The 19,100-nt window shown below is 66.3% G+C and carries 21 protein-coding genes; 12 read left to right on the top strand and 9 right to left on the bottom strand.

The genetic code is table 11. The features are described 5' to 3' along the window. Positions 1 to 36: 36 nt before the first annotated feature. From secE to rplA, 4 genes are all read left to right on the top strand, one after another. A complete protein-coding gene (secE, locus tag ACO6D6_RS10810) occupies positions 37 to 522 on the top strand; it encodes a preprotein translocase subunit SecE (protein WP_484785263.1) in 486 nt (161 codons plus the stop codon). Further along, positions 500 to 1,300, top strand: a complete 801-nt coding sequence (gene nusG / locus ACO6D6_RS10805) for a transcription termination/antitermination protein NusG (RefSeq protein ID WP_484785262.1) — start codon at positions 500 to 502, stop codon at positions 1,298 to 1,300. The genes secE and nusG overlap by 23 nt, the downstream gene beginning before the upstream one ends. Before the next feature lie 96 nt (positions 1,301 to 1,396). Beyond that, the gene (gene rplK, locus ACO6D6_RS10800) at positions 1,397 to 1,825 is read left to right on the top strand and encodes a 50S ribosomal protein L11 (protein WP_484785261.1); all 429 of its coding nucleotides are present in this window, start codon (positions 1,397 to 1,399) and stop codon (positions 1,823 to 1,825) included. An 83-nt stretch (positions 1,826 to 1,908) separates the two neighbouring features. Next, positions 1,909 to 2,607, top strand: a complete 699-nt coding sequence (gene rplA / locus ACO6D6_RS10795) for a 50S ribosomal protein L1 (RefSeq protein ID WP_484785260.1) — start codon at positions 1,909 to 1,911, stop codon at positions 2,605 to 2,607. On the opposite strand, the gene ACO6D6_RS10790 is transcribed toward rplA, so the two are convergent. Next, positions 2,588 to 2,887 carry a type II toxin-antitoxin system VapB family antitoxin gene (locus ACO6D6_RS10790; protein WP_484785259.1) on the bottom strand — a complete coding sequence of 100 codons (300 nt, stop codon included), beginning with the start codon at positions 2,885 to 2,887 and terminating at the stop codon, positions 2,588 to 2,590. The two genes, rplA and ACO6D6_RS10790, sit on opposite strands and share 20 nt — an antisense overlap. 203 nt (positions 2,888 to 3,090) lie before the next feature. Continuing rightward, positions 3,091 to 3,336: a type B 50S ribosomal protein L31 gene (locus ACO6D6_RS10785; RefSeq protein ID WP_484785258.1), complete on the bottom strand. Its 246-nt coding sequence runs from the start codon at positions 3,334 to 3,336 to the stop codon at positions 3,091 to 3,093. Positions 3,337 to 3,419: 83 nt separating this feature from the next. Between ACO6D6_RS10785 and rpmB the strand changes: the two genes are divergently transcribed. Together rpmB and rpmG are read left to right on the top strand one after the other, a co-directional pair. After that, the gene (rpmB, locus tag ACO6D6_RS10780; protein WP_484785257.1) at positions 3,420 to 3,656 is read left to right on the top strand and encodes a 50S ribosomal protein L28; all 237 of its coding nucleotides are present in this window, start codon (positions 3,420 to 3,422) and stop codon (positions 3,654 to 3,656) included. A 1-nt stretch (position 3,657) separates the two neighbouring features. Further along, positions 3,658 to 3,825: a 50S ribosomal protein L33 gene (gene rpmG, locus ACO6D6_RS10775; protein ID WP_126378943.1), complete on the top strand. Its 168-nt coding sequence runs from the start codon at positions 3,658 to 3,660 to the stop codon at positions 3,823 to 3,825. Between the two features lie 156 nt (positions 3,826 to 3,981). Here rpmG and ACO6D6_RS10770 read toward each other — a convergent pair whose 3' ends face one another. The 3 genes from ACO6D6_RS10770 to ACO6D6_RS10760 all read right to left on the bottom strand — a co-directional run bounded on the left by ACO6D6_RS10770 (position 3,982) and on the right by ACO6D6_RS10760 (position 7,291). Beyond that, positions 3,982 to 5,238 (bottom strand): ATP-binding protein, encoded by a 1,257-nt coding sequence (locus ACO6D6_RS10770; RefSeq protein ID WP_484785256.1) that lies wholly within the window; start codon positions 5,236 to 5,238, stop codon positions 3,982 to 3,984. 200 nt (positions 5,239 to 5,438) lie between these two features. Beyond that, a complete protein-coding gene (locus ACO6D6_RS10765) occupies positions 5,439 to 6,692 on the bottom strand; it encodes an ATP-binding protein (protein WP_484785255.1) in 1,254 nt (417 codons plus the stop codon). A 215-nt stretch (positions 6,693 to 6,907) separates the two neighbouring features. Further along, positions 6,908 to 7,291, bottom strand: coding sequence for a VOC family protein (locus ACO6D6_RS10760; RefSeq protein WP_484785254.1), 384 nt, complete (start codon positions 7,289 to 7,291; stop codon positions 6,908 to 6,910). A gap of 98 nt (positions 7,292 to 7,389) precedes the next feature. On the opposite strand from ACO6D6_RS10760, the gene ACO6D6_RS10755 reads away from it, so the two are divergent. Beyond that, complete coding sequence (locus ACO6D6_RS10755) at positions 7,390 to 8,358, top strand: helix-turn-helix transcriptional regulator (protein ID WP_484785253.1); 969 nt, start codon at positions 7,390 to 7,392, stop codon at positions 8,356 to 8,358. A gap of 291 nt (positions 8,359 to 8,649) precedes the next feature. Then, positions 8,650 to 9,705 carry an NAD(P)-dependent alcohol dehydrogenase gene (locus ACO6D6_RS10750; protein ID WP_484785252.1) on the top strand — a complete coding sequence of 352 codons (1,056 nt, stop codon included), beginning with the start codon at positions 8,650 to 8,652 and terminating at the stop codon, positions 9,703 to 9,705. Between the two features lie 186 nt (positions 9,706 to 9,891). Here ACO6D6_RS10750 and ACO6D6_RS10745 read toward each other — a convergent pair whose 3' ends face one another. Then, positions 9,892 to 10,725 carry a DUF4261 domain-containing protein gene (locus ACO6D6_RS10745; protein ID WP_484785251.1) on the bottom strand — a complete coding sequence of 278 codons (834 nt, stop codon included), beginning with the start codon at positions 10,723 to 10,725 and terminating at the stop codon, positions 9,892 to 9,894. Between the two features lie 90 nt (positions 10,726 to 10,815). Between ACO6D6_RS10745 and ACO6D6_RS10740 the strand changes: the two genes are divergently transcribed. Beyond that, a complete protein-coding gene (locus tag ACO6D6_RS10740) occupies positions 10,816 to 11,631 on the top strand; it encodes a DMP19 family protein (RefSeq protein WP_484785250.1) in 816 nt (271 codons plus the stop codon). A gap of 108 nt (positions 11,632 to 11,739) precedes the next feature. Here ACO6D6_RS10740 and ACO6D6_RS10735 read toward each other — a convergent pair whose 3' ends face one another. Both ACO6D6_RS10735 and ACO6D6_RS10730 read right to left on the bottom strand, forming a co-directional pair. Then, positions 11,740 to 13,413, bottom strand: a complete 1,674-nt coding sequence (locus ACO6D6_RS10735) for an ABC transporter ATP-binding protein (protein ID WP_484785249.1) — start codon at positions 13,411 to 13,413, stop codon at positions 11,740 to 11,742. Beyond that, positions 13,410 to 15,152, bottom strand: coding sequence for an ATP-binding cassette domain-containing protein (locus ACO6D6_RS10730; protein WP_484785248.1), 1,743 nt, complete (start codon positions 15,150 to 15,152; stop codon positions 13,410 to 13,412). The genes ACO6D6_RS10735 and ACO6D6_RS10730 overlap by 4 nt, the downstream gene beginning before the upstream one ends. 497 nt (positions 15,153 to 15,649) lie before the next feature. Between ACO6D6_RS10730 and rplJ the strand changes: the two genes are divergently transcribed. The 3 genes from rplJ to ACO6D6_RS10715 all read left to right on the top strand — a co-directional run bounded on the left by rplJ (position 15,650) and on the right by ACO6D6_RS10715 (position 17,471). Next, complete coding sequence (gene rplJ / locus ACO6D6_RS10725) at positions 15,650 to 16,261, top strand: 50S ribosomal protein L10 (RefSeq protein WP_484785247.1); 612 nt, start codon at positions 15,650 to 15,652, stop codon at positions 16,259 to 16,261. A gap of 74 nt (positions 16,262 to 16,335) precedes the next feature. Beyond that, a complete protein-coding gene (gene rplL, locus ACO6D6_RS10720; RefSeq protein WP_484785246.1) occupies positions 16,336 to 16,731 on the top strand; it encodes a 50S ribosomal protein L7/L12 in 396 nt (131 codons plus the stop codon). A gap of 92 nt (positions 16,732 to 16,823) precedes the next feature. Further along, a complete protein-coding gene (locus ACO6D6_RS10715; RefSeq protein WP_484785245.1) occupies positions 16,824 to 17,471 on the top strand; it encodes a YdcF family protein in 648 nt (215 codons plus the stop codon). Between the two features lie 390 nt (positions 17,472 to 17,861). Here ACO6D6_RS10715 and ACO6D6_RS10710 read toward each other — a convergent pair whose 3' ends face one another. Continuing rightward, positions 17,862 to 18,710 (bottom strand): endonuclease domain-containing protein, encoded by an 849-nt coding sequence (locus ACO6D6_RS10710; RefSeq protein ID WP_484785244.1) that lies wholly within the window; start codon positions 18,708 to 18,710, stop codon positions 17,862 to 17,864. Between the last annotated feature and the right edge of the window lie 390 nt (positions 18,711 to 19,100).

Raw genomic sequence — 19,100 nt, 5'->3', positions numbered from 1 at the left:
GCAGGCATTTCGTTTGTTGACCGAAAGGGACCGCGCGTGAGCGACGACAAGACTCGGCAGGACGGGGACGAACTCCCCGAGGCTGACCCCGTCGCCGACGACGAGGTGATCGCCGAGCTGGAGGACCAGTTCGACGAGGACTCCTCCGAGGACGGCGCGGAGGACGCCGACCACGAAGACGACGCGGGCAAGGACAAGTCCGGGAAGGCCGACAAGAAAACCTCGAAGGTGGTGACCCGCAGGACCGCGAAAGCCCCCGTCAAGAAGACAACGGCCACCAGGAAACGCTCGGAGACCGAGCGTGAGGAACACGACCCTTACCGGGCGAAGAACCCTGCGCAGTTCGTGCGCCAGTCCGTGGCCGAGCTCAAGAAGGTCGTGTGGCCCACCTGGGTGGAGCTCACCGTGCTGTTCTCCGCGGTCCTGCTGTTCGTGTTGTTCATAATCGCCTACGTCATGCTTCTCGACAACGGCTTCGGCTGGGCCCTGCTCAGCCTGTTTGGAGGAACCCCCAGTGAGTGAGAACACCGACGACTTCGAGATCGATCTGGGGGAACTGCCCGCTCCCAGCGACGAGGTCGAGATCGACCTCGGCCCGCTCGACGAGGAGAACGAACCCCAGGAGGAGATCGCCCTCGCCGATGAACCGGAGGAGGACGAACCCGAACAGCCGGAGACCGACGACGCCACCGCGGCGGCCGTCGCGAAGCTCCGCGAGGAGCTGGAGTCCAAGTTCGGCGAGTGGTACGTCATCCACACCTACTCGGGCATGGAGAACCGGGTCAAGCAGAACCTCGATTCCCGCGCCACCTCCCTGAACATGGAGGACTACATCTTCGAGACGATCGTCCCCACCGAGGAGGTCGTCGAGGTGCGCAACAACGCCCGCAAGACCGTCACGCGCTGCGTGCTGCCCGGCTACGTGCTGGTGCGGATGGAGCTGACCGACGACTCTTGGGCGGCGGTGCGCCACACCCCTTCCGTGACCGGTTTCGTCGGCCACGGCCAGACCCCCGTCCCGCTCAGCCTGGACGAGGTGGTCAGCATGCTGACTCCTTCCGTCGTCGCGAAGGTGGCCTCCGAGGCCTCCGCCGCCGTGGCGCGCGCGAAGAAGAAGGTGGAGGTCGTTGACTTCGCGGTCGGCGACTCCGTGATGGTGATCGACGGCCCCTTCACCGGGGTGCACGCCACGATCACCGAGATCAGCGCCAACCAGCAGCGGTTCCGGGCTCTCGTCGAGATCCTGGGTCGCGAAACCCCTGTCGACCTGGAATTCAAGCAGGTCGAGAAGGTCGGTTAGGTTCCCGCCCGTCCGGGACTCTACAATGGCGCGTTGCGTCGCGACCCGGGTGCGCCCGGCGTGACCGTTCCAAAACCAAACCCATAAGGACCCAACATGCCTCCCAAGAAGAAGGTCGCAGCCCTCGTCAAGGTTGCCCTGCAGGCTGGCTCCGCCACCCCTGCGCCGCCGGTCGGTACCGCTCTCGGTCCGCACGGTGTCAACATCATGGAGTTCGTCAAGGCGTACAACGCCGCGACGGAGTCCCAGCGCGGCAACGTCATCCCCGTCGAGATCACCATCTACGAGGATCGCACGTTCACCTTCATCACGAAGACCCCGCCCGCCGCCGAGCTGATCAAGAAGGCCGCCGGAATCCAGTCGGGCTCGGACAGCCCGCTGAAGAACAAGGTGGGCAAGCTCACCAAGGACCAGGTGCGCGAGATCGCCACGATGAAGCTGCCGGACCTCAACGCCAACGACGTTGACGCCGCCTGCAAGATCGTGGAGGGCACCGCCCGCTCCATGGGCGTCACCGTCGAGTGACGCACCCCCTGGCAGGGAGCCCACTCCCACACCAGAACTGGTGGATCAGCCTGCGAGGCTGACGACAAAGAACGGAACCAGAGATGAAGCACAGCAAGGCTTACAAGGCCGCCGCCGAAAAGCGCGACGGCTCCCAGCTGTACACCCCCGAGGCGGCGGTGAAGCTGGTCAAGGAAATGGCTTCGGCCAAGTTCGACGAGACCATCGAGGTGGCGGTGCGTCTCGGCGTGGATCCCCGCAAGGCGGATCAGATGGTGCGTGGCACGGTCAACCTTCCCAACGGCACTGGCAAGACGGCTCGGGTCCTCGTCTTCGCCTCCGGTGAGAAGGCCGAGGCCGCGATCGCAGCGGGCGCCGACGAGGTCGGCGTCGACGATCTCGTCGAGAAGATCTCCGGCGGCTACCTCGATTTCGATGCCGTCGTCGCCACCCCCGACATGATGGGCAAGGTCGGCCGGCTGGGCCGTATCCTCGGCCCGCGTGGACTGATGCCGAACCCGAAGACCGGCACCGTCACCATGGATGTGGCCAAGGCCGTCTCCGACATCAAGGGCGGCAAGATCGAGTTCCGCGTGGATCGGCACGCGAACCTGCAGTTCATCATCGGCAAGGCCTCGTTCACCGAGCAGCAGCTCGTCGAGAACTACTTCGCGGCGCTGGAGGAGATCCTGCGTCTCAAGCCGGCCGCTTCCAAGGGCCGCTACGTGAAGAAGGTCGCGTTCTCCGCCACCATGTCGCCCAGCGTCCTGGTCGACGGTACGGTCACCAAACCGGCCGAGTGAGCCACTGACGACGAAGGGGCGGGCACCATCCGGTGTCCGCCCCTTCGTCGTCGCCCGGGCAGGAAATGAGCGGGCCGGGAAGGTCAGGGTGAGATCCCGGGGCGGACAGTTGGCCGCCACGCCTGCCCAGCAGCTCACGAAAGCCGCTGCCCTCCGCTTCCAAGGAGGCAGGCAGCTCACCCACGGCCCGTTCGACCACGCGGGTCTGACTCAGCCCCGTCCGGGCGGCGGCCCGACGGACCAGGTCGTGGACGTGCTCGTCCTTGATGTTCAAACTCACACAACAGTTCTACCTTCCCGGAGTAAAATTCCACTCTCCCGGGTTGGTTGGTTCATGAGCTGCTGGGGCGGCGCTCCCGGGAGGCTGATCGAACCGCTCTGCGAGTTGTTGGTGATGGATGCCCCGGTCGGCGTTTTCCTTTCGGGGCAGGTCCGGGCGATGTGTGGGCGCATGTTGGGCAGTCCGGGTCGCGGGTATCAGGGTCAGATCTTGCCGTAGCGCTGCTGGAACTTCTCGACGCGTCCCGTGATGCTGAGCCTGCGCGCCTTGCCCGTGTAGAAGGGGTGGCTGTCGGCGGTTATCTCCACGTCGACCAGGGGATAGGTGTTCCCGTCGCTCCACTCGATCGTCTGCTTGGAGGTCATCGTTGAACGGATCAGATACATGGTCCGGGTGGTGATGTCGCGGAAGACGACGGGGTGGTAGTCGGGGTGGATGCCTGGTTTCATCGTGGGCCTTCCGGGGCGGATTGGAACTTTGATTGCAACTCATTATCATTATCGGCGAATGTTCGTGCAACCCGAGGAGTCCCATGTCGCGTCACTGCCAGGTCACGGGGGCCGCGCCCGGTTTCGGGCACAACGTCCCCTGGTCGAAGAAGAAGACCAACCGCCGTTTCAACGTCAACGTCCAGACAAAGCGTTACTGGGTGCCGTCGCTGGGGCGAAGGGTCAGGCTCACGGTCTCCGCCAAGGGCATCAAGGTGATTGACGCCCGAGGCATCGACGCGGTGGTCGCGGACCTCATCGCCCAGGGAAGGAAGCTCTGAGATGGCCAAGAAAAACGACCTGCGTCCGCTGATCAAGCTGCGCTCCACCGCGGGAACCGGCTACACCTATGTGACCCGGAAGAACCGCCGCAACGACCCCGATCGGCTCTCGCTGCGCAAGTACGACCCCATCATCCGGCGCCACGTCGAGTTCAAGGAAACCCGCTGACGGCCAGGCGCTCCAGGATCACCCAGCCCGAACGGCGCAGGCGGATCGCTGCCCAGCAGGGGAGAAACGGTTCGCGCTCAAGGCCGTGATTGCCTGTCCCGCCACCGGACCACCTCGCATCGTGACGTGTTGTTTCCCGTTCCCCGGCGCAGGGCTTCAGCGCCACAGGGCCGAGAGAGGCAGCGCCCACAGATCGTCGCCGAAGCTGGCGGGGCGGTCAATGGGCGCGAGAACCACGCCCCTTGTCAGGCGGGGGCCGAGTTTGTCCTTCAGGAATCGCAGCCCGGTGAGGTGAGAGCCCGTGACGGTTCGGCTGGCCTTGACCTCGATAGCGATCAGTCGCGAATCGTCGACCTCCAGGACGAAATCGACCTCCTTCTGGTTGCGGTCACGGTAGTGGTGGATGCGGTATCGGCTCCTGCTCCACTGCTGCTGGGCGTGCAGCTCACCGGCGACGAACCCCTCCGTCAGGGCCCCGAGCTGCTGCATGCCGTGCGGGATCGTAGTCAGGGCGGCCGGAGACGCGTCGCACAACCATGCGGCCAGCCCGGAGTCCAGCACGGAAACCTTCGCTCGTCCGATCTCTCGTTTCGTGAGGTTGGTCTCCCACGGTCTCACGTGCAGGATGAGGAACAGCCTGGCCAACACGTCCAGGTAACTCGTCACCGACGATGCCGCGAGCCCCGCATCCTGGGCCAGACGCGCCTTGACCAGTTCACCGGACTGGTGGGCGGCGAGCAGGCGGAGCACCGTGAGCAGACGTTCAGGGGTGAGGCGAGAGCCATCAGCGAGGGCGTCGACGCGGACCAGCCGCTCGACGTAGTTGCGGTACCACTCCGCCCGCAGCCGTGGTTTGGCGTTGTGAACCGCAGGGAAACCACCTGCTGTCAGAAGATGTGCAAGGCCGGCGTGGGTCAGTGGCTCAGCGGAAGCCGGGAAGTCGTGAACTCCCGTGGCCTCGAGCAGTCTGTCAACCAGTGTTCCCGACGCAGTTGTGCCCCGGATCTCGGTCTGGGTCAGCGGGCACACGGTCACCGACAGTGCGCGTCCGGCGAGTGAATCCTTGTCGCCACGTACCCGCGCGAAATCCGATGATCCCGTGAGGATGAAGCGACCTGGTCGACGATCGGCGTCAACGTTGGCCTTGATCGCCAGAGACAACGAAGGCAGGCGCTGGAACTCATCGATGATGAGGACACCATCACCTGCTTGAGCGGCGAATCCCACCGGATCGTTCCGGGCGTAGTCCAAGGTCTGGGGGTCGTCGAGGTTCACCGTGATGGCGTTTGGCCGCAACATCAGCGCCAGAGTTGACTTGCCCGTCTGCCTGGCCCCTTCCACGACCAGGACCGGGCTGAAGCCGAGGAGTTCCTCAGCCCATGGCTGGATGGCTCGTTCAATCAGCCGCGACATGGAGGAAGCCTATCCGAGAGGCGGCGAAACCGCAGATTTGCTGTGATGCAGGTCGTCGTTTCGCTGTGATCGATCCCGCAGGTTTGCTGGCCTTTGTGCATCGTTTCGGCAGGTTCGCGGTGGCTGGCGAGAAACTGGTCCGGCGTCGTGGTCGGGAGGGGCGGGGCAGGTGCTCGGGTTGGAGACGTGATGCGGTGGGCCTATGGCCCGAGCAGCGCAAGGGGGATCACCGCCACACCGTCTTTCCGCCGGTAGGCGGTGGTTCCCGTTGTGAGGATCACCAGATCGGACACGTCCTCGGGCATCCGGGAACGCAGCCAGATGAGGTGTTGAACATCCGGGTCCGTCACCGAGGCGGCCAGTTTCACCTCAATGGCGACGATGCGCCCGTCGCGGGTCTCGGCGATCAGGTCGATCTCGTGATCGCCGTTGCGGGTGCGCAGATGGCCCACGCGGGCCCGTGCCGCCTCGGCGGCCACCCGTACGGTGAGGGTGGCGAGGGCCTCGAACAAGGGGCCGGCGAGGTGGGAGTGGCGAGGAGTGGTCATGGAGGAGGCGGTCGCGCCCAGCAGCGAGGCCGCCAGGGCGGGATCGGCCAGTTGGTGTTTCGGCGCCTGCTGCAATCTGGTGAAGGGGTTGCGGCTGGGGCTCCAACCAGGAACCGGGTCGAGCAGCCGGAGCCGGGTGAGGTGATCACGGTAGGTCTGGGTGGTGTCCCGGGTCGGTTGTTGGCCGTCGCCGCAGGTGGTGGTGTCAAGAAGCTTGGAGTAGCTGGTGGTGGTCGAGGATGCGGCGGCGTATGCCGCGAGCCAGCGGCGCAGCGTTTCGGGCCGGCGCACGCCATAGCCCAGATCCGGCAGGTCGCGATCAATCACGCGCTGGATGTAGGTGGTGAGTTGTTCGGTTCGCAGGTCGGGGCCAAGACCCATGATGCCGGGAAACCCGCTTGCCTCGATGGCGCCCAGATAGTCCGCCAGGCAATACGACGTGTGGCCTTCGATCTCAGCCGAGCAGGGTCGTTCTGCCGTCAGCAGGGAAGCGAGTGAGACGGTGGGGGTGAGCTGCCCGCGTTCGTGAAGGGCCATGGGGCGCATGCGCAGCGACAGGATGCGCCCTGCGCCGCTGTGGGTCCCCTGCGCCGTGGTGGGGGTGGCGGATCCGGTGAGCAGGAAGCTGCCCGGACCTGCTCCGTTGTCCACCTCCCTGCGCACGAGATCCCAGACCTCGGGCATCCGGGACCATTCATCGAGCAGCGTCGTTCCCGGCCGGCGGATTCCGTCGGGATCGGCCTCGACGAGGGCGCGTTGGTCCGGGCGATCCAAGAGGAAAACCTTCGTGGCGCGCTGAAGTGCCGTGCCGGTCTTCCCAACCCCTTTCGCCCCATCCAGCGCAATGGCGGGCGCTTGGGGGAGGAATGTGTCCAGCAGCTCGTCCACGGTGCGGCGAAGATACATGACCACCCTTACTCGACATCCAGCAGGCAATCTAGTCGACATCCAGCAGGCGATCCAGTCGACATCCAGCAGGCGATCCAGTCGACATCCAGCAGGCGATCCAGTCGACATCCAGCAGGGTGATGTTCTTTGGGCACGTGATGCCGGACCGCTGGAGGCGTATCGGGGTACGTCAGGTCAAGCCGGAGGATGGATCGTGGAATGTGGTGACGCCGTCAGAGGTTCGTTGTGTCGGTGGCGCAGACGCGGAGGCGATGCCCGTCGGGATCGGTGGCGACGAAGGTGTAGCCGAAGGCGAGCTCGGTGGGTTCCAGGGCCATGGGGAAGCCGAGCTCACTCCAGGAGCGGTGAATGCGGTCGACATCGTCGCGGGTGGCGTGGCTCATGGACAGTTCGACGCTGCCCGGGGCACCCACGGCCGCCGGATCGATGTCGTCGCGGGCCTGCAGGCCGAGGGTGACATCCTTGGTCAGGGCGAAGACCGAGAAGCCTTCGAAGGTTTCGACGGGCTCCTTTCCAAGGGCATGGCGATAGAACGCGGTGCTGGTATCCACGTCCTCGACGTAGAGGATGATGCTGGTGGGGGTGAAGACTGTCATGAGAGATTTCCTTGTCGCTCGGAATCTGGCCTGTCACATGAGAAGGTACGGGCCGTGGATGACATCTCCTGTCATGTTTGTGTGACAACCTCGGACTCATGAGAGCAGATCGGTTGCTGTCGATGATCTGGCTGTTGCGTGCCAACGGCGGTCTCTCGACCAAGGAACTGGCGCAACGACTGGAGGTCTCGCGACGCACGATCCTAAGAGACGTGGAGGCGCTGTCGGCTGCCGGGGTCCCGGTGTACTGCCAGCGCGGTCCCGGGGGCGGGGTCAGGTTGCTGCCGGGGTACCGCACCGATGTGACCGCGTTGAGCGGGGATGAGAGCAGGGCGCTTTTCGCGGCGCTCTCGTCGTGGGGTGCGGACGCGATGGGATTGAGTGCGGCCTTTGCGTCGGGGATTCGCAAGCTACTCGCTGCTGTCCCGGATGCCCATCGCAACCGGACGGCGGCCGTGGCGTCGCGGATCGTGATTGACCCGAACGGTTGGCTGCCCCAACCTGATGCCCTGCAACCCGGTGAGGCGTTCGCGACGGTGCAGGCAGCCGTGTTCGCGCGGGAGAAGGTGCGTCTCGAATACCGGTCGTCCCGGGCGGTCGTACAGGACCTGGTGGTGGAGCCGCATGGTCTGGTGAGCGCGGGCAATGACTGGTACCTGTGCGCAACCAGTGACGAGTGCGTGCGATTCTTCAAGGTGGCTCGCATTCGGACCGCCACCCTGCTCGCAACGCCCTGCACGGACGATGCAGTGGATGTTGCCGCGGCCTGGAAGCGGCATCGTGCCCGCTTCCTCGAGCGGTTCACCCCGGTGGTCGTGACCGGGTGGCTCCGGGTGGATCGGTGGGAGGATGCCCGGGAGTGGGCCATCCGTGTCGACGAAACCGAACTGGGTGACGATCCGCCCGCGGGGAAGTGGCGTCCCGCGAGTCTGGAGTTCATGGATGATCTCCACGCGCTCACGATCCTGCTTCGCCTTGGCCCCGGCATCCGCGTCGAGGCGCCGACCGAGATCAGGACCAGGCTGCTGAGCCACCTCGACCGGATCACGGAGCTCTACCATCGCTGAGCCGCTCGTGAGATGTCCGTGCCGGGGCCTCGTCGCGGGGGTTGCTCACTGTGCCTCTGCGCCTCGGGGAACAAGGCTCTCGTTTTCCGGCCGGGGTCCCGAAACAAATTCGATCGAAAGATGTGACGTAAAAGGTTGCCGTTGGGGATCCGCGCTGTAATGATTGAAGCGGAGATCGCCCGACGAAAAGTAGCGCAGGCGGCTGGGCGGCAGGGTCGTCGGACCAGCGAGGTGACCTCTTGTTCGAGAAGGCGAACACCAGAACTTTCGAACCCAGTGCAAGGAGGCAAAATGAAGGGCTACGCGATGCTCAGGATCGGTGAGGCCGGGTGGATCGAGAAGGAGGACCCGAAGTGTGGGCCGATGGACGCGATCTGCCGCCCGATCGCCCTGGCTCCGTGCTCCTCCGACATCCACACCGTCTACGAGGGCGGCGTGGGGGAACGCCACAACATGATGCTCGGCCACGAGGCGGTCGGTGAGGTCGTCGAGGTGGGACCCATGGTCAAGGACTTCAAGGTTGGCGATCAGGTCATCATCCCCGCCATCACCCCCGACTGGTCCTCGGTGGCCGCCCAGGAGAGCTACGCCATGCACTCCGGTGTTCCGCTCGGCGGATGGAAGTTCTCCAACACCAAAGACGGTGTCTTCGCCGAACTGATCCACGTCAACGACGCCGACGGAAACCTGGCGCTCCTGCCGGAGGGGATTTCCCCCGAGGTCGGCGCGATGCTGTCCGACATGGTCACCACCGGGCTTCACGGGGCCGAACTCGCCAACATCGAACCCGGCGATGTCGTCGCGGTCATCGGCATCGGTCCGGTGGGCCTGATGTCCGTGGCGAGCGCCTCCGTTCTCGGTGCGGGCCGTCTGTTCGCCGTCGGTTCGCGCCCCAAGTGCATCGAGGTGGCCCAGGAATACGGCGCCACCGACATCATCAACTACCGCGAGGGTGGGATCGTGGAGCAGATCATGGAGGCCACCAAGGGTCAGGGCGTCAACCGGGTCATCGTCGCCGGGGGAGACCTCGACACCTTCCAGCAGGCCTTCGACATCCTGAAGGTGGGCGGTCGGGTCGCGAACGTCAACTACCTGGGAGAGGGTGAGAACATCAAGATCAGCCGCGAGTCGACCTTGGTGGGCATGGGCCACAAACACTTCGTCGGTGGCCTCACCCCCGGCGGTCGTAACCGCATGGACAGGATGGCCAACCTCGTCCTGGCCGGGCGCATCCACCCCGAGAAGATGATCACCCACCGCTTCACCGGGATCGAACACGTCGAAGACGGCGTGGAACTCATGCGCACCAAACCGCGCGACCTCATCAAACCCGTCATCCTGGTGTGAGGAACCCGCCCCGGCGGGGCTTCCCGAAACCCATCGATCCAAGCCATTGGTCTCCCGGGCGAACAAGCTCGGGGGACCATCCCGGGAACCGGGAAACGGGCCCTGGGGCGGGACCCCGAAACCCGGTTGGGCCGACCCACTGAAGCTTGTGGGTCGGCCCAACCGGTCTCCGGGGACAGCGGCCTGTCAGGGGGTGCGGTTACCTGCGGCGTAGGGGGCCTCCGGGCAGATGTCCAGGACCTCCCGTTCAGGTCCGATCAGGGCTTTCTCGTGCTGGCAGCGCCAGCGGCTGTCCTCCTGGACGCCCGGGACGGTGTGACCGTCGTCGATCACGTCACCCTCGCGCATCAGGTAGATACCGGTGTTGTACAGCAGCCTCGAGACCTCATCCGGATCGAGCCCCCGGAAATGGCACTGGAGATCGGGCACCCCGAAGATGCCCAGCCCGCGGGTGTCCATGAGGGAATCGTCGTCGCTGTTGCTGATCCTGAACAACCGCACGTTGAAGAAGCCGTAGTAGGTGTAGCCCTCGCGCTGGACCTCCAGCCAGCGGCGGGGCTCGAAAAAGGCGTCGGCCGCGCTGGAGTACAGCGCGATCGGGTCGGTGAGCTCCACCAGGGCCGAGGTGAGGGCGCGGAACAACCGCAGCCGGTCCTCGAATGCCAGGGCACGGGCCAGGAACTCGAAGGTGGACAGGATGTGACGGCCCCGGGACAGCACGTCCTTGATGTCGGGGAAGTCCCAGCACTGCTGGAGCGCCGTCTCGTAGTCGGCGAGATCGGAGAGGTCCTTGGATGCGTTGAGGAAGGCCTGCGCCGGAACTCCCGACCGGTCCTCGTAGTCGAAACGGTGCTCGGGGAAGGCGAAGAAGACGGGAGGTTCGCCGTCGCCGATGATGTCCGTGGGGCCGAACTCGCGGGACAGGTACTCGCGCCAGGCGCCCACGTCGATGGCCGGTGGGGTCGCGTAGATGCCATTCATGACGAACGGGTCGGGTGGAAAGCGGGGAGATTCCTGCATGACTCCTTCTTAACAGACGAAGGGGCCCGGGGTGTGGCGAGTCCTTCTGGTTGAAACCGCTAGCATGCTGCCCCGATCGGAAGGAACCCCATGCTTGTCGACCACATCGTCGTATCCCGCAAGTCGATCAAGAGCAGCGACGTGTACGCAGTCATCGAATCCAACATCTCCGTGGTCAACTACCTGCTCGAAGAGGGCGCGGAACCCGACGAGCTGAGTCCCGACGCGCTCGGCTCCTACTACGTCGACTACTACCTGGCGGAGGTCTTGAACGGAGGGATCTCGCAGTTCATGTTCAACTGCTGCGGTGAGCACCAGGTCCTCGACCACATCACCCACGCCCTGCCCCTGCTCGGCGCCACCGGGCACGCCGAGCTGTTCTCAGAGGCGCGGGCCAGGTGGGATGCCATGGATGCAGAGGAAAAACAGGCGTTCTTCGACGGGGGGCTCTTCGGGTCCGCGGATCCCTTCGAGGAACTTTCCGACAGGTTCTACGAACTCAACGGCTCCGAGGACCTGATTGAACTGAACTCCGCTTTCATCAGGAACCATCCCAACTTGGAGGTGATCCGGTTGAAGCATCTGGAGGCTCACCTGGCCGGAATCATCCGGACCATCCCGGACCTGGCGGCCCGGCTCGCGGAACGGGAACGGTTCGCCGAGGAGAACAAACCCCGCTACGCCCGGGTCATCGATGTCATCTGCGAGGAACAGGGAATGGAACTGGCCCACATCACCGCCGGGGATCCGGGCTTCATCCACGAGGGTGAGGAGCGGGTGGCCTGGCATTTCCTCACCGATCAGGGGCATTGCTCGATGGTGGACCTGGGGGAGCGGGCGGTGGTGTTCGACGATGACGGCAAGGAGGTCGCCGTGGTCGACATCTCCCGGGTCCCGGCCGGGTGAGCGCCTTCTTCCCCGGGAGCATCGTCGCCATGAGCGAATTTCCCCGGAACCCGGCCGGGTGAGGGGCTCAGGGCGGGCACTGTCGGCCGCTGATCGGGGGAGCAGCGCTCACCGCGGCACGGCCCGGGCGGCAACCCGCCCCCGGTCGAACTCGAAGACCCGGTCCGCCGAGTCGAGGTGCTCCAGGCGGTGCGTGATCTCGATAACGGTCAACCCGGGGAGGTCGCGTTCCAGATTGGCCCGGATGCGGGCCTCCAGGCCGGTGTTCAGGTTGGCCGTGAACTCGTCCAGCACCAGCACCCGCGGCTTCACCAGCAGTGCCCTGGCCAGGCAGAGGCGTTGCAGCTGCCCGCCCGAGAGTTCCCGCCCGTCGCGGCCCGTCCGGGTCGCAAGGTCCTGCGGCATGGCCCGTACCTCGTCGGCCAGCTCGGCGACCGCCAGGGCGTGCCACAGGTCCTCGTCAGTGGCGTCGGGGGCGCCCAGCCGCAGGTTCTCGGCGATGGTGGCATCCAGTACCTGCCCGCGCTGCGGCACCAGGACGATGGCGCGGCGCAGGGAATCGAGGGTGTATTCGCGCACGGAGGTGCCGTCGATCAGGATGTCGCCGCCGGTCAACTCGTCGTAGCGGAGTAGCAGCTGCGCGGCCGTCGACTTGCCCGACCCGCTGGCACCGACGAACACCGTCCGTCCGCCCGGGGTCGCGGTCACCGAGACCCCCGACAGCGCCAGGTTGCCGGGCAGGGCACCCGGGTAGCGGTAGTCGACGTCGCGCCACTCGATGCTCGGCGGTGCCTCCAGGCGCAGCTCCCGCGGACCGTCCGAAACCGCCTCGGGTGTGTGGCACAGCTCCCAGAGTCGCCTGGCCGCGCTCAGCGAGTGATCGAGGTATCCGACGGCGTCCTCCACGCCCCGCGGCCCCTCGAACAGCCGCAGTGACGCCGCCGCCAGGGCTGCCACCAGCAGCGGATCGAGCTGCGCCGAGATCCCGGTCCACATGATCGAGGCAGCCGAGACCAGGGTCAGTGCCAGGTTCGCGCCGCGCCGCAGACCCTTGAAGACCAGCGGGGGCATCGCCGCATCGCGCACCCGGGAGCCGAGTTCGTCGAGTTCCTCGATCCGGCTGCGCTGGTGGCCGTAGGAGAGGACCTCGTCGATCCCGTAGACCGAGTCGGTGGCGTGCGCGGTCAGCTGCCCGCGCAGCCGCAGCCCCTCCGCGGTCGAGCGGAGCGACCGCCGCAACCCCACGAACGGCACCACCAGCAGGGCGACCGCGACGCAGACCGCCGGGATCGCGACCAGGCCCCAGCCTGCCAGCGAGCCCACCGTAACCAGGGCGGCGGTCGGCACCACGAAGGCCGACACCAGCGGCGCGAAGGTGTGGGCGTAGACCACCTCGATGCGGTCCACGTCGCGGGTCAGCGTCGGCAACAGGTCACCGGAACGGTTCCGGAGCACCACGGCCGGCGCCTTCGGCCACAGCGACGCGAAGGCGTGACCGCGCAGCAGTTCCAGGGCCTTGAAGGCGACGTAGTGGCCCGTGAACTGTTCCGCGTAGTAGGCCAGCGCCTTGGCCAGCGCGACCACCACTATCCAGAGCAGCAGCCCACCGATGGGGTGGCCGGATGCGAAGGACGCCACCATCAGCCCGGCCAGCCCGAACAACACCAGTTCGAGACTCAGGTTGATGCAGCGCAGCACTGAGGAAACCAGCAGCGGCGGGTGAACCGGACGGGTGATGCCGGTCAGCCAACGGATCAGTCCAAGGGTGTTCGGGGTCTTCATCGGGCAACCGCCGTTTCAAGAGGTAGCAGGACGCCGTCGCGCAGTTCGTGGGCCGCGTCGGCGATGGAGAGGAGGGAACGGCGGTGGGTGACCATGAGCACCGTCCATTCGGGGCCGATCTCGGCCAGGGCGGCGATGATGGCCGCCTCCGAGACCACGTCAACCTGGCTGGTCGGTTCGTCCAGCAGGAGGATGCGGCGACCCGACAGGAAGGCCCGGGCCAGGGACAGGCGCTGCGCCTGCCCGCCCGAGATCAGCTGACCGCGCTCGCCGACGTCGGAATCCAGGCCCTGCGGCATCCGCTCCACCTCATCGGCCACGTGGGCGCGGCGCAGGGCCTCCCACAGCTCCTCGTCGGTGGCCTCGGGGTTCGCGATGCGCAGGTTGTCGGCGACAGTGCCCGAGAACAGCCATGTGGACTGCGCGACGCAGGCCGAGATGCGGCAGACCTGTTCCGGTTCGAGCGACCCCAGGTCCCGGCCGTCGAGCACGACCGTTCCCTGCTGGGCGGGAAGGGTACCGCGGAGCAGCGACAGCAGCGTCGATTTCCCCGCCCCGGAAGGCCCCATGATCGCCACCTTGGCCCCGTACGGCACCTCGAGGTCGAGGCCGTTCAGGACGGGTCCGCGACCGTAGTCGTGGTGGACGCATCGCAGGCTGATGGCGGATTCGGTCGGTGCGGTTCCGGAGGTCGCGGTGGGACGCTCGGCGGAGACGTGCGACAGCTGCTGCCCGATGGCGCGCTGCGAGGCCAACCCACCCATGCCGATGTAGAAGAACCCGGCCACCTGCACCAGGGGCTCCAGCATCAGGGTCAGCAGCAGGGCCACCGCGAGGCCCTGCCCCGGCGTGATCGCGCCCGACGCGAGGCGGGAGCCGATCAGGTGCACGGACCAGCAGATCAGCAGCAGTGAGAAGGCTCCGTCGAGGACGATGATCACCACCTGGTTGCCCGCCAGCAACCGCATGATGGCCCGGCGGTTGGTCTCACCCTGGGCACGCAGCCGCTCCTCGGTTCGGCTGCCCGCGTTCAGCAGGCGGATGGGGATCAGGTTGCGCAAAGCGTCCAGGTACTGCACGGCCAGGCGGCCGCGTTCCTTGCGGGAGGTCGCCGAGACCTTGCGGAACAGGCGCATGAATCCCCAGATCGCCAGGGGAACCAGGGGGCAGGCTGCCATGATCCCGAGACCCAGCAGCGGATCCAGGGAGGTGACATAGGTCAGGGTGAGGAAGGGAATGGCCAGCGCCGCGAGGGTGGAGCCCAGGTAGACCTGGCGGTACTCGGACATGCGCTCCGCGTTGTCGGTCATGAGGGTCACCAGCTGGGCGGGGGAGGGCCTGCTGGCGGGTACGGGGCGACGGTGTCCGCGGCCGCGCCACGGCCGCAGCCCGGGGGCCGCGTGGGCCGCCGACGTGGCGGAATCGTTGGCCGGGGCGTCGGGACGCACTGCGGCACGGAAATGGGCATCCAGCAACCGGGTCCTGAGACGGCGTTCCTCCTGGCGGGCCGACCACCCGCCGAGCAGCACCTCGGCGAAGGCGCAGCAGGCTGCCACCAGGGCGGTCACCCCGGCCCACAGCCAGCTGGCTGCATCCACGGTCCGGCCCCCGAGCGCGTCTCCCCAGGCCTGCCCGATGATCACGAGGGTCGTTCCCGTGAACGCCGCGGAGCCGACCCGAAGGGCGCCGACGAGCCGCGTCGCACGCCTACCGGATTTCGATACGGATACGTTGCCCATTTCACGTTCCTTAGGCACGCTTAACCTCCTGCAACATGGTGTCTCAAAGATAGCTGATGTGGCCGCCCGTGCCAATCCTCTGGAGTGTCCGGGACCTTGGGAGGTGCGCGGACGGGAACCCGGCTGCCGTGCGGGCGGTGGTGATGCGCGCTTCGGGAGTCGCAGGGATGGGATTCCCTGGTGGGATGGGTGACCCGGAATGCCGGTGAACCGGGGTGCCGGAGCGGGTGACGGGCGTCCGGGGCCTGCGGCCGGCCCGGTTGCCTTCTGCTCGGTGCGGGCTTCGAGGGGCGGATTTGTGACCCGCTGGATTGTCGCCTAGAATTCCCCGAGCCGAAGACCGCAGGTGACGCAAGTCTCAATTCCTCCGCATGGGGGAGCCCGCGCAGGTGACCGCAAGCCAGCAGGCATCGTTCCTGCCCGCCCCGCGCCACCGGCGTCGGGGTTTCTTTCATCTTCTGGGGTCGAGGGCGACAACAGTTATGGAAGGAGACCCAATGGCGAGGCCGGAAAAGGCTGCCAAGGTTTCGGAGCTGGGACAGAAGTTCACGGACTCCGCGGCCGTGGTGCTGACCGAGTACCGTGGTCTCACCGTCAAGGACCTGCAGGATCTGCGCAGGTCCCTCGGTGATGGTGCCACCTACGCCGTTGCGAAGAACACCCTGGCCCTGCTCGCGGCCAGGGAAGTGGGCATCGAGGGCATCGAGTCGACGCTCGTCGGCCCCACCGCGTTCGCCTTCATCACCGGCGACATCGCCAAGGTGACCAAGGGGCTGCGCGACTTCGCGAAGGCACATCCGTTCCTGGTTATCAAGGGAGGCGTTCTCGAGGGTAGGTTCCTCGACGCCAAGGCGGTTCTCAAACTCGCCGACCTCGAGTCCCGCGAGGTCCTGCTGTCCAAGATGGCTGGCGCCATGAAGGGCAGCCTCGCGAAGGCCGCCGGCACTCTGGCAGCTCCGCTGTCGAAGAGTGCCCGCCTGCTCGGTGCGCTGCAGAGCGCCGCCGAGGAGAACCCGAACCTGATCGGTGGAGCCGGCTCGGCGCCTGCCACCGAAACCAAGAACGAGGACGCCGCCGCTGGCGACGTCACCCCGGCCGAAGAGGCCTGAGCAGCAGCCGCTGCGGAAAAGAAATCCGTCGCAGCTTGACTGCTTGCGATGCTTGATCGAAAGGAACGCCCATCATGGCGAAGCTCACCAAGGAAGAGCTCCTTGACGCCTTCAAGGAGATGACCCTCATCGAACTGTCCGAGTTCGTGAAGCTGTTCGAGGAGACCTTCGACGTCACCGCCGCTGCCCCGGTCGCCGTCGCCCAGGCCGCCGCTCCCGCCGCCGGCGGTGGCGACGATGCCGCCGAGGAGGCCGACTCCGGCAAGGTCGATGTCGTCCTCACCTCGGGTGGCGACAAGAAGATCGCCGTCATCAAGGAGGTGCGCGCCCTCACCAGCCTCGGCCTGAAGGAGGCCAAGGACCTGGTGGAGTCCGCTCCGAAGCCCGTCCTCGAGCAGGTCGAGAAGGATGTCGCGGAGAAGGCCAAGGCTGCCCTCGAGGCCGCCGGCGGCTCCGTCGAGCTCAAGTGATCCCGGCCGGGGAACCGGCGTTGATCATCCAGGAGGCCCGCCCCTGCCAGGGGCGGGCCTCCTGTCGTGTGTGTCGCGGGTACGGTCGGGGGATGGGATGTCGATCGGTCTGGGGAGTCGCGGCGGGTCTGTGGGCCGCGGCCGAGATCGTCGAAGCCGTGGCGGCGCGGTGCCTCGCGAGGGGAGCCACCCGGGAGGCCGTGGTGGTGCTTCCCGGTTTCCGCAACGAGAACCCGGCGCGGATCAACCGGTGGCGGGCCGGCGTTGCGCTGCGAACGGCCAGGCACCTGGGGCCGGGCACCCGCATCATCGCCTCGGGCGGGGATCCCGCCGGGGTCGGGGTCGCGGAGGCGGATCTGCTGGCCGCCGAACTCCGTCGCAGGGGATTCACCGGTGAGATCATCACCGAGACGCAGTCGCGGACCACGTGGGAGAACGCCCGACGGGTGTTGCCGCTGCTGGGTTCGGCCAGCTGCATAGCGGTCGCATCCAACCCGTTGCACGGGCTGAAGCTGCGGCTCCACCTCGCGGCCCTGGAACCGGGACTCCGCCAGCGGTTCGTCGCGGCGCAGGACTACCGCCCTCTCGAGCTGGGTCCGCTTCGAGTGCTCTCAACCGTCATCGGGGTGGGGGACCTGCTGCGTCTGCTCCGCGACAGGCACCGGGATCGCTGCGGACGGGAGACCCCCGGACTCACCAGTCGGGTGCTGGGCGGAGGACTCGCGCGCTGGTTCGGATGAGCAGGATCGTCGAGGACACCGGGTCCTGAGCGCGACATCGTCACTCAGGTCGCTACTCGTCCCCTGCCTCGATTCCTGACCTTTCCCATCCCATCACCCTTGCCATCCCATCACCCTTGCCATCCCCTAGCCCTTGCCGTCCCTTCGCCCTTGCCGTCCCTTCGCCCTTGCCGTCCCTTCGCCCTTGCCATCCCGGCTTACCTCTGCCATCTCCCGGCTTATCCTTGCTGTCTCCCGGGCCTGCCCCTGCTGTCTTCTGGCGCGAATCGCGGAGGTTCGACGGTTCAACGTCGCCACCCGACGTTGAACCGTCGAACCTCCGCGATTCACGCTCGTGGGGTGTGGGGCGGGGGCGGTGCGGGTGTGTTTCGGGGGCGGTGCGGATGTGTTTCAGAAGCGGTGTTTGGGAGCATGTTGGTGTTGCCGCGACCGGACGAAGGAGTGGATGAGGCCGTAGAGACGGGGCCACTCGTCGCGGATCTGCGGCCAGGTGACGCGGATGGTGGTATAGCCCAGCAACAGGGCGTTCTGGTCGCGCAGGCGGTCTTTCTCGAACTGTTCGGAGGTGTCGTGGAACTCTTTCCCGTCGGCCTCGATGATGAGGGAGCTTCCCGCCAGCAGGTCAACGCGTCCGATGCCCGGTATCTCCACCTGGGGTGTGCACTGAATCCTCGCGTTGTGCAATCGGAACCGGAGGACGGTCTCCAACGGGGAGTCGCTGCGACCGTCGGCAAGAGCGATCAGTCGCAGGGCCCGTCCGCTCACGGCGGAAGCCCAATCCCGGAGTTGTCCCCGGCCTCGGATTCCTCGTCGCAGGATGCTGTCCAGTACAACCAGGGTGTGCTCGTCCCCGTGGTTCCTGAGGGTGACCTCGAGAGCGGTCTCCAAGGTGTCGACAATCTCGTCGCCGGGTGGCGCCGGGAGGTTGCAGGAACACATCCTTTCCGGGAGTGGACGGGTGCGTTTGCAGTATTCGGAACGCCGCACGTGCAGCAGACGAGTGGGCAACGTGTCGGTTCCGTGATGGGCCAGGGCCGAGAGGCAGGTCAGTGTCGCACCCGCACGAGCTGTATCGATCAAGGTGTCCGGTGTGCCTCGAAGCGCGACTCGACTTCGGTCGATGCGGATCAGGTCACCGGTGGCGAGGGCAGCCTCGTACTCTCGGCGAGTGATACCTGAGCGCAGCACGTCCTGACGGCTGGTGATGCCGAGGTGGGGTTTGGTCCCGTAGAGGTTCATGCCCACATCGTGGGAAGAGAACCCACGGAGGTGACCACCAATCCCCGAAACAGCTGCAGTTGTGGAAAAGGACGTCGCTCGGTGACGGTTGCTCACCCCCGCTCCGTCCCTTCAATGTGGGGTCCTTCTCGAAGTGGGGTCATCCCCGACGTGAGGTCGTCCCCGACGTGAGGTCGTCCCCGACGTGAGGTCTTCCTCGACGTGAGGTCTTCCCCGACGTGAGGTCTTCCTAGACCTGGCGCCGAAGCATGCACGAATCGCTGACATTCGACGTTTCAACGTCGCCACACGACGTTGAAACGTCGAACGTCAGCGATTCCTGCTCGCGGGAAGTGGGGTGTGGGGCGTGGGGAGCGCGGAGTGGGGAGTGGGGTGTGGGAAGTGGGGAGT

This window comes from Arachnia sp. (assembly GCF_057238465.1).
Note: the sequence above shows the minus strand (reverse complement) of the source record. Positions and strands in the feature narration are given on the sequence as shown.

Excerpts from the sequence above, each read along its gene's own strand:
- ACO6D6_RS10740 (WP_484785250.1), top strand. The coding sequence starts at position 10,816 with ATGCTTGTCGACCACATCGTCGTATCCCGCAAGTCGATCAAGAGCAGC.
- ACO6D6_RS10760 (WP_484785254.1), bottom strand. The coding sequence starts at position 7,291 with ATGACAGTCTTCACCCCCACCAGCATCATCCTCTACGTCGAGGACGTG.
- rplJ (WP_484785247.1), top strand. The coding sequence starts at position 15,650 with ATGGCGAGGCCGGAAAAGGCTGCCAAGGTTTCGGAGCTGGGACAGAAG.
- ACO6D6_RS10715 (WP_484785245.1), top strand. The coding sequence starts at position 16,824 with ATGGGATGTCGATCGGTCTGGGGAGTCGCGGCGGGTCTGTGGGCCGCG.
- rplL (WP_484785246.1), top strand. The coding sequence starts at position 16,336 with ATGGCGAAGCTCACCAAGGAAGAGCTCCTTGACGCCTTCAAGGAGATG.
- ACO6D6_RS10750 (WP_484785252.1), top strand. The coding sequence starts at position 8,650 with ATGAAGGGCTACGCGATGCTCAGGATCGGTGAGGCCGGGTGGATCGAG.
- ACO6D6_RS10765 (WP_484785255.1), bottom strand. The coding sequence starts at position 6,692 with ATGTATCTTCGCCGCACCGTGGACGAGCTGCTGGACACATTCCTCCCC.
- ACO6D6_RS10745 (WP_484785251.1), bottom strand. The coding sequence starts at position 10,725 with ATGCAGGAATCTCCCCGCTTTCCACCCGACCCGTTCGTCATGAATGGC.
- rpmB (WP_484785257.1), top strand. The coding sequence starts at position 3,420 with ATGTCGCGTCACTGCCAGGTCACGGGGGCCGCGCCCGGTTTCGGGCAC.
- ACO6D6_RS10770 (WP_484785256.1), bottom strand. The coding sequence starts at position 5,238 with ATGTCGCGGCTGATTGAACGAGCCATCCAGCCATGGGCTGAGGAACTC.
- ACO6D6_RS10755 (WP_484785253.1), top strand. The coding sequence starts at position 7,390 with ATGAGAGCAGATCGGTTGCTGTCGATGATCTGGCTGTTGCGTGCCAAC.
- ACO6D6_RS10735 (WP_484785249.1), bottom strand. The coding sequence starts at position 13,413 with ATGAAGACCCCGAACACCCTTGGACTGATCCGTTGGCTGACCGGCATC.
- rplA (WP_484785260.1), top strand. The coding sequence starts at position 1,909 with ATGAAGCACAGCAAGGCTTACAAGGCCGCCGCCGAAAAGCGCGACGGC.
- rpmG (WP_126378943.1), top strand. The coding sequence starts at position 3,658 with ATGGCCAAGAAAAACGACCTGCGTCCGCTGATCAAGCTGCGCTCCACC.
- ACO6D6_RS10730 (WP_484785248.1), bottom strand. The coding sequence starts at position 15,152 with ATGGGCAACGTATCCGTATCGAAATCCGGTAGGCGTGCGACGCGGCTC.
- ACO6D6_RS10785 (WP_484785258.1), bottom strand. The coding sequence starts at position 3,336 with ATGAAACCAGGCATCCACCCCGACTACCACCCCGTCGTCTTCCGCGAC.
- rplK (WP_484785261.1), top strand. The coding sequence starts at position 1,397 with ATGCCTCCCAAGAAGAAGGTCGCAGCCCTCGTCAAGGTTGCCCTGCAG.
- ACO6D6_RS10710 (WP_484785244.1), bottom strand. The coding sequence starts at position 18,710 with ATGAACCTCTACGGGACCAAACCCCACCTCGGCATCACCAGCCGTCAG.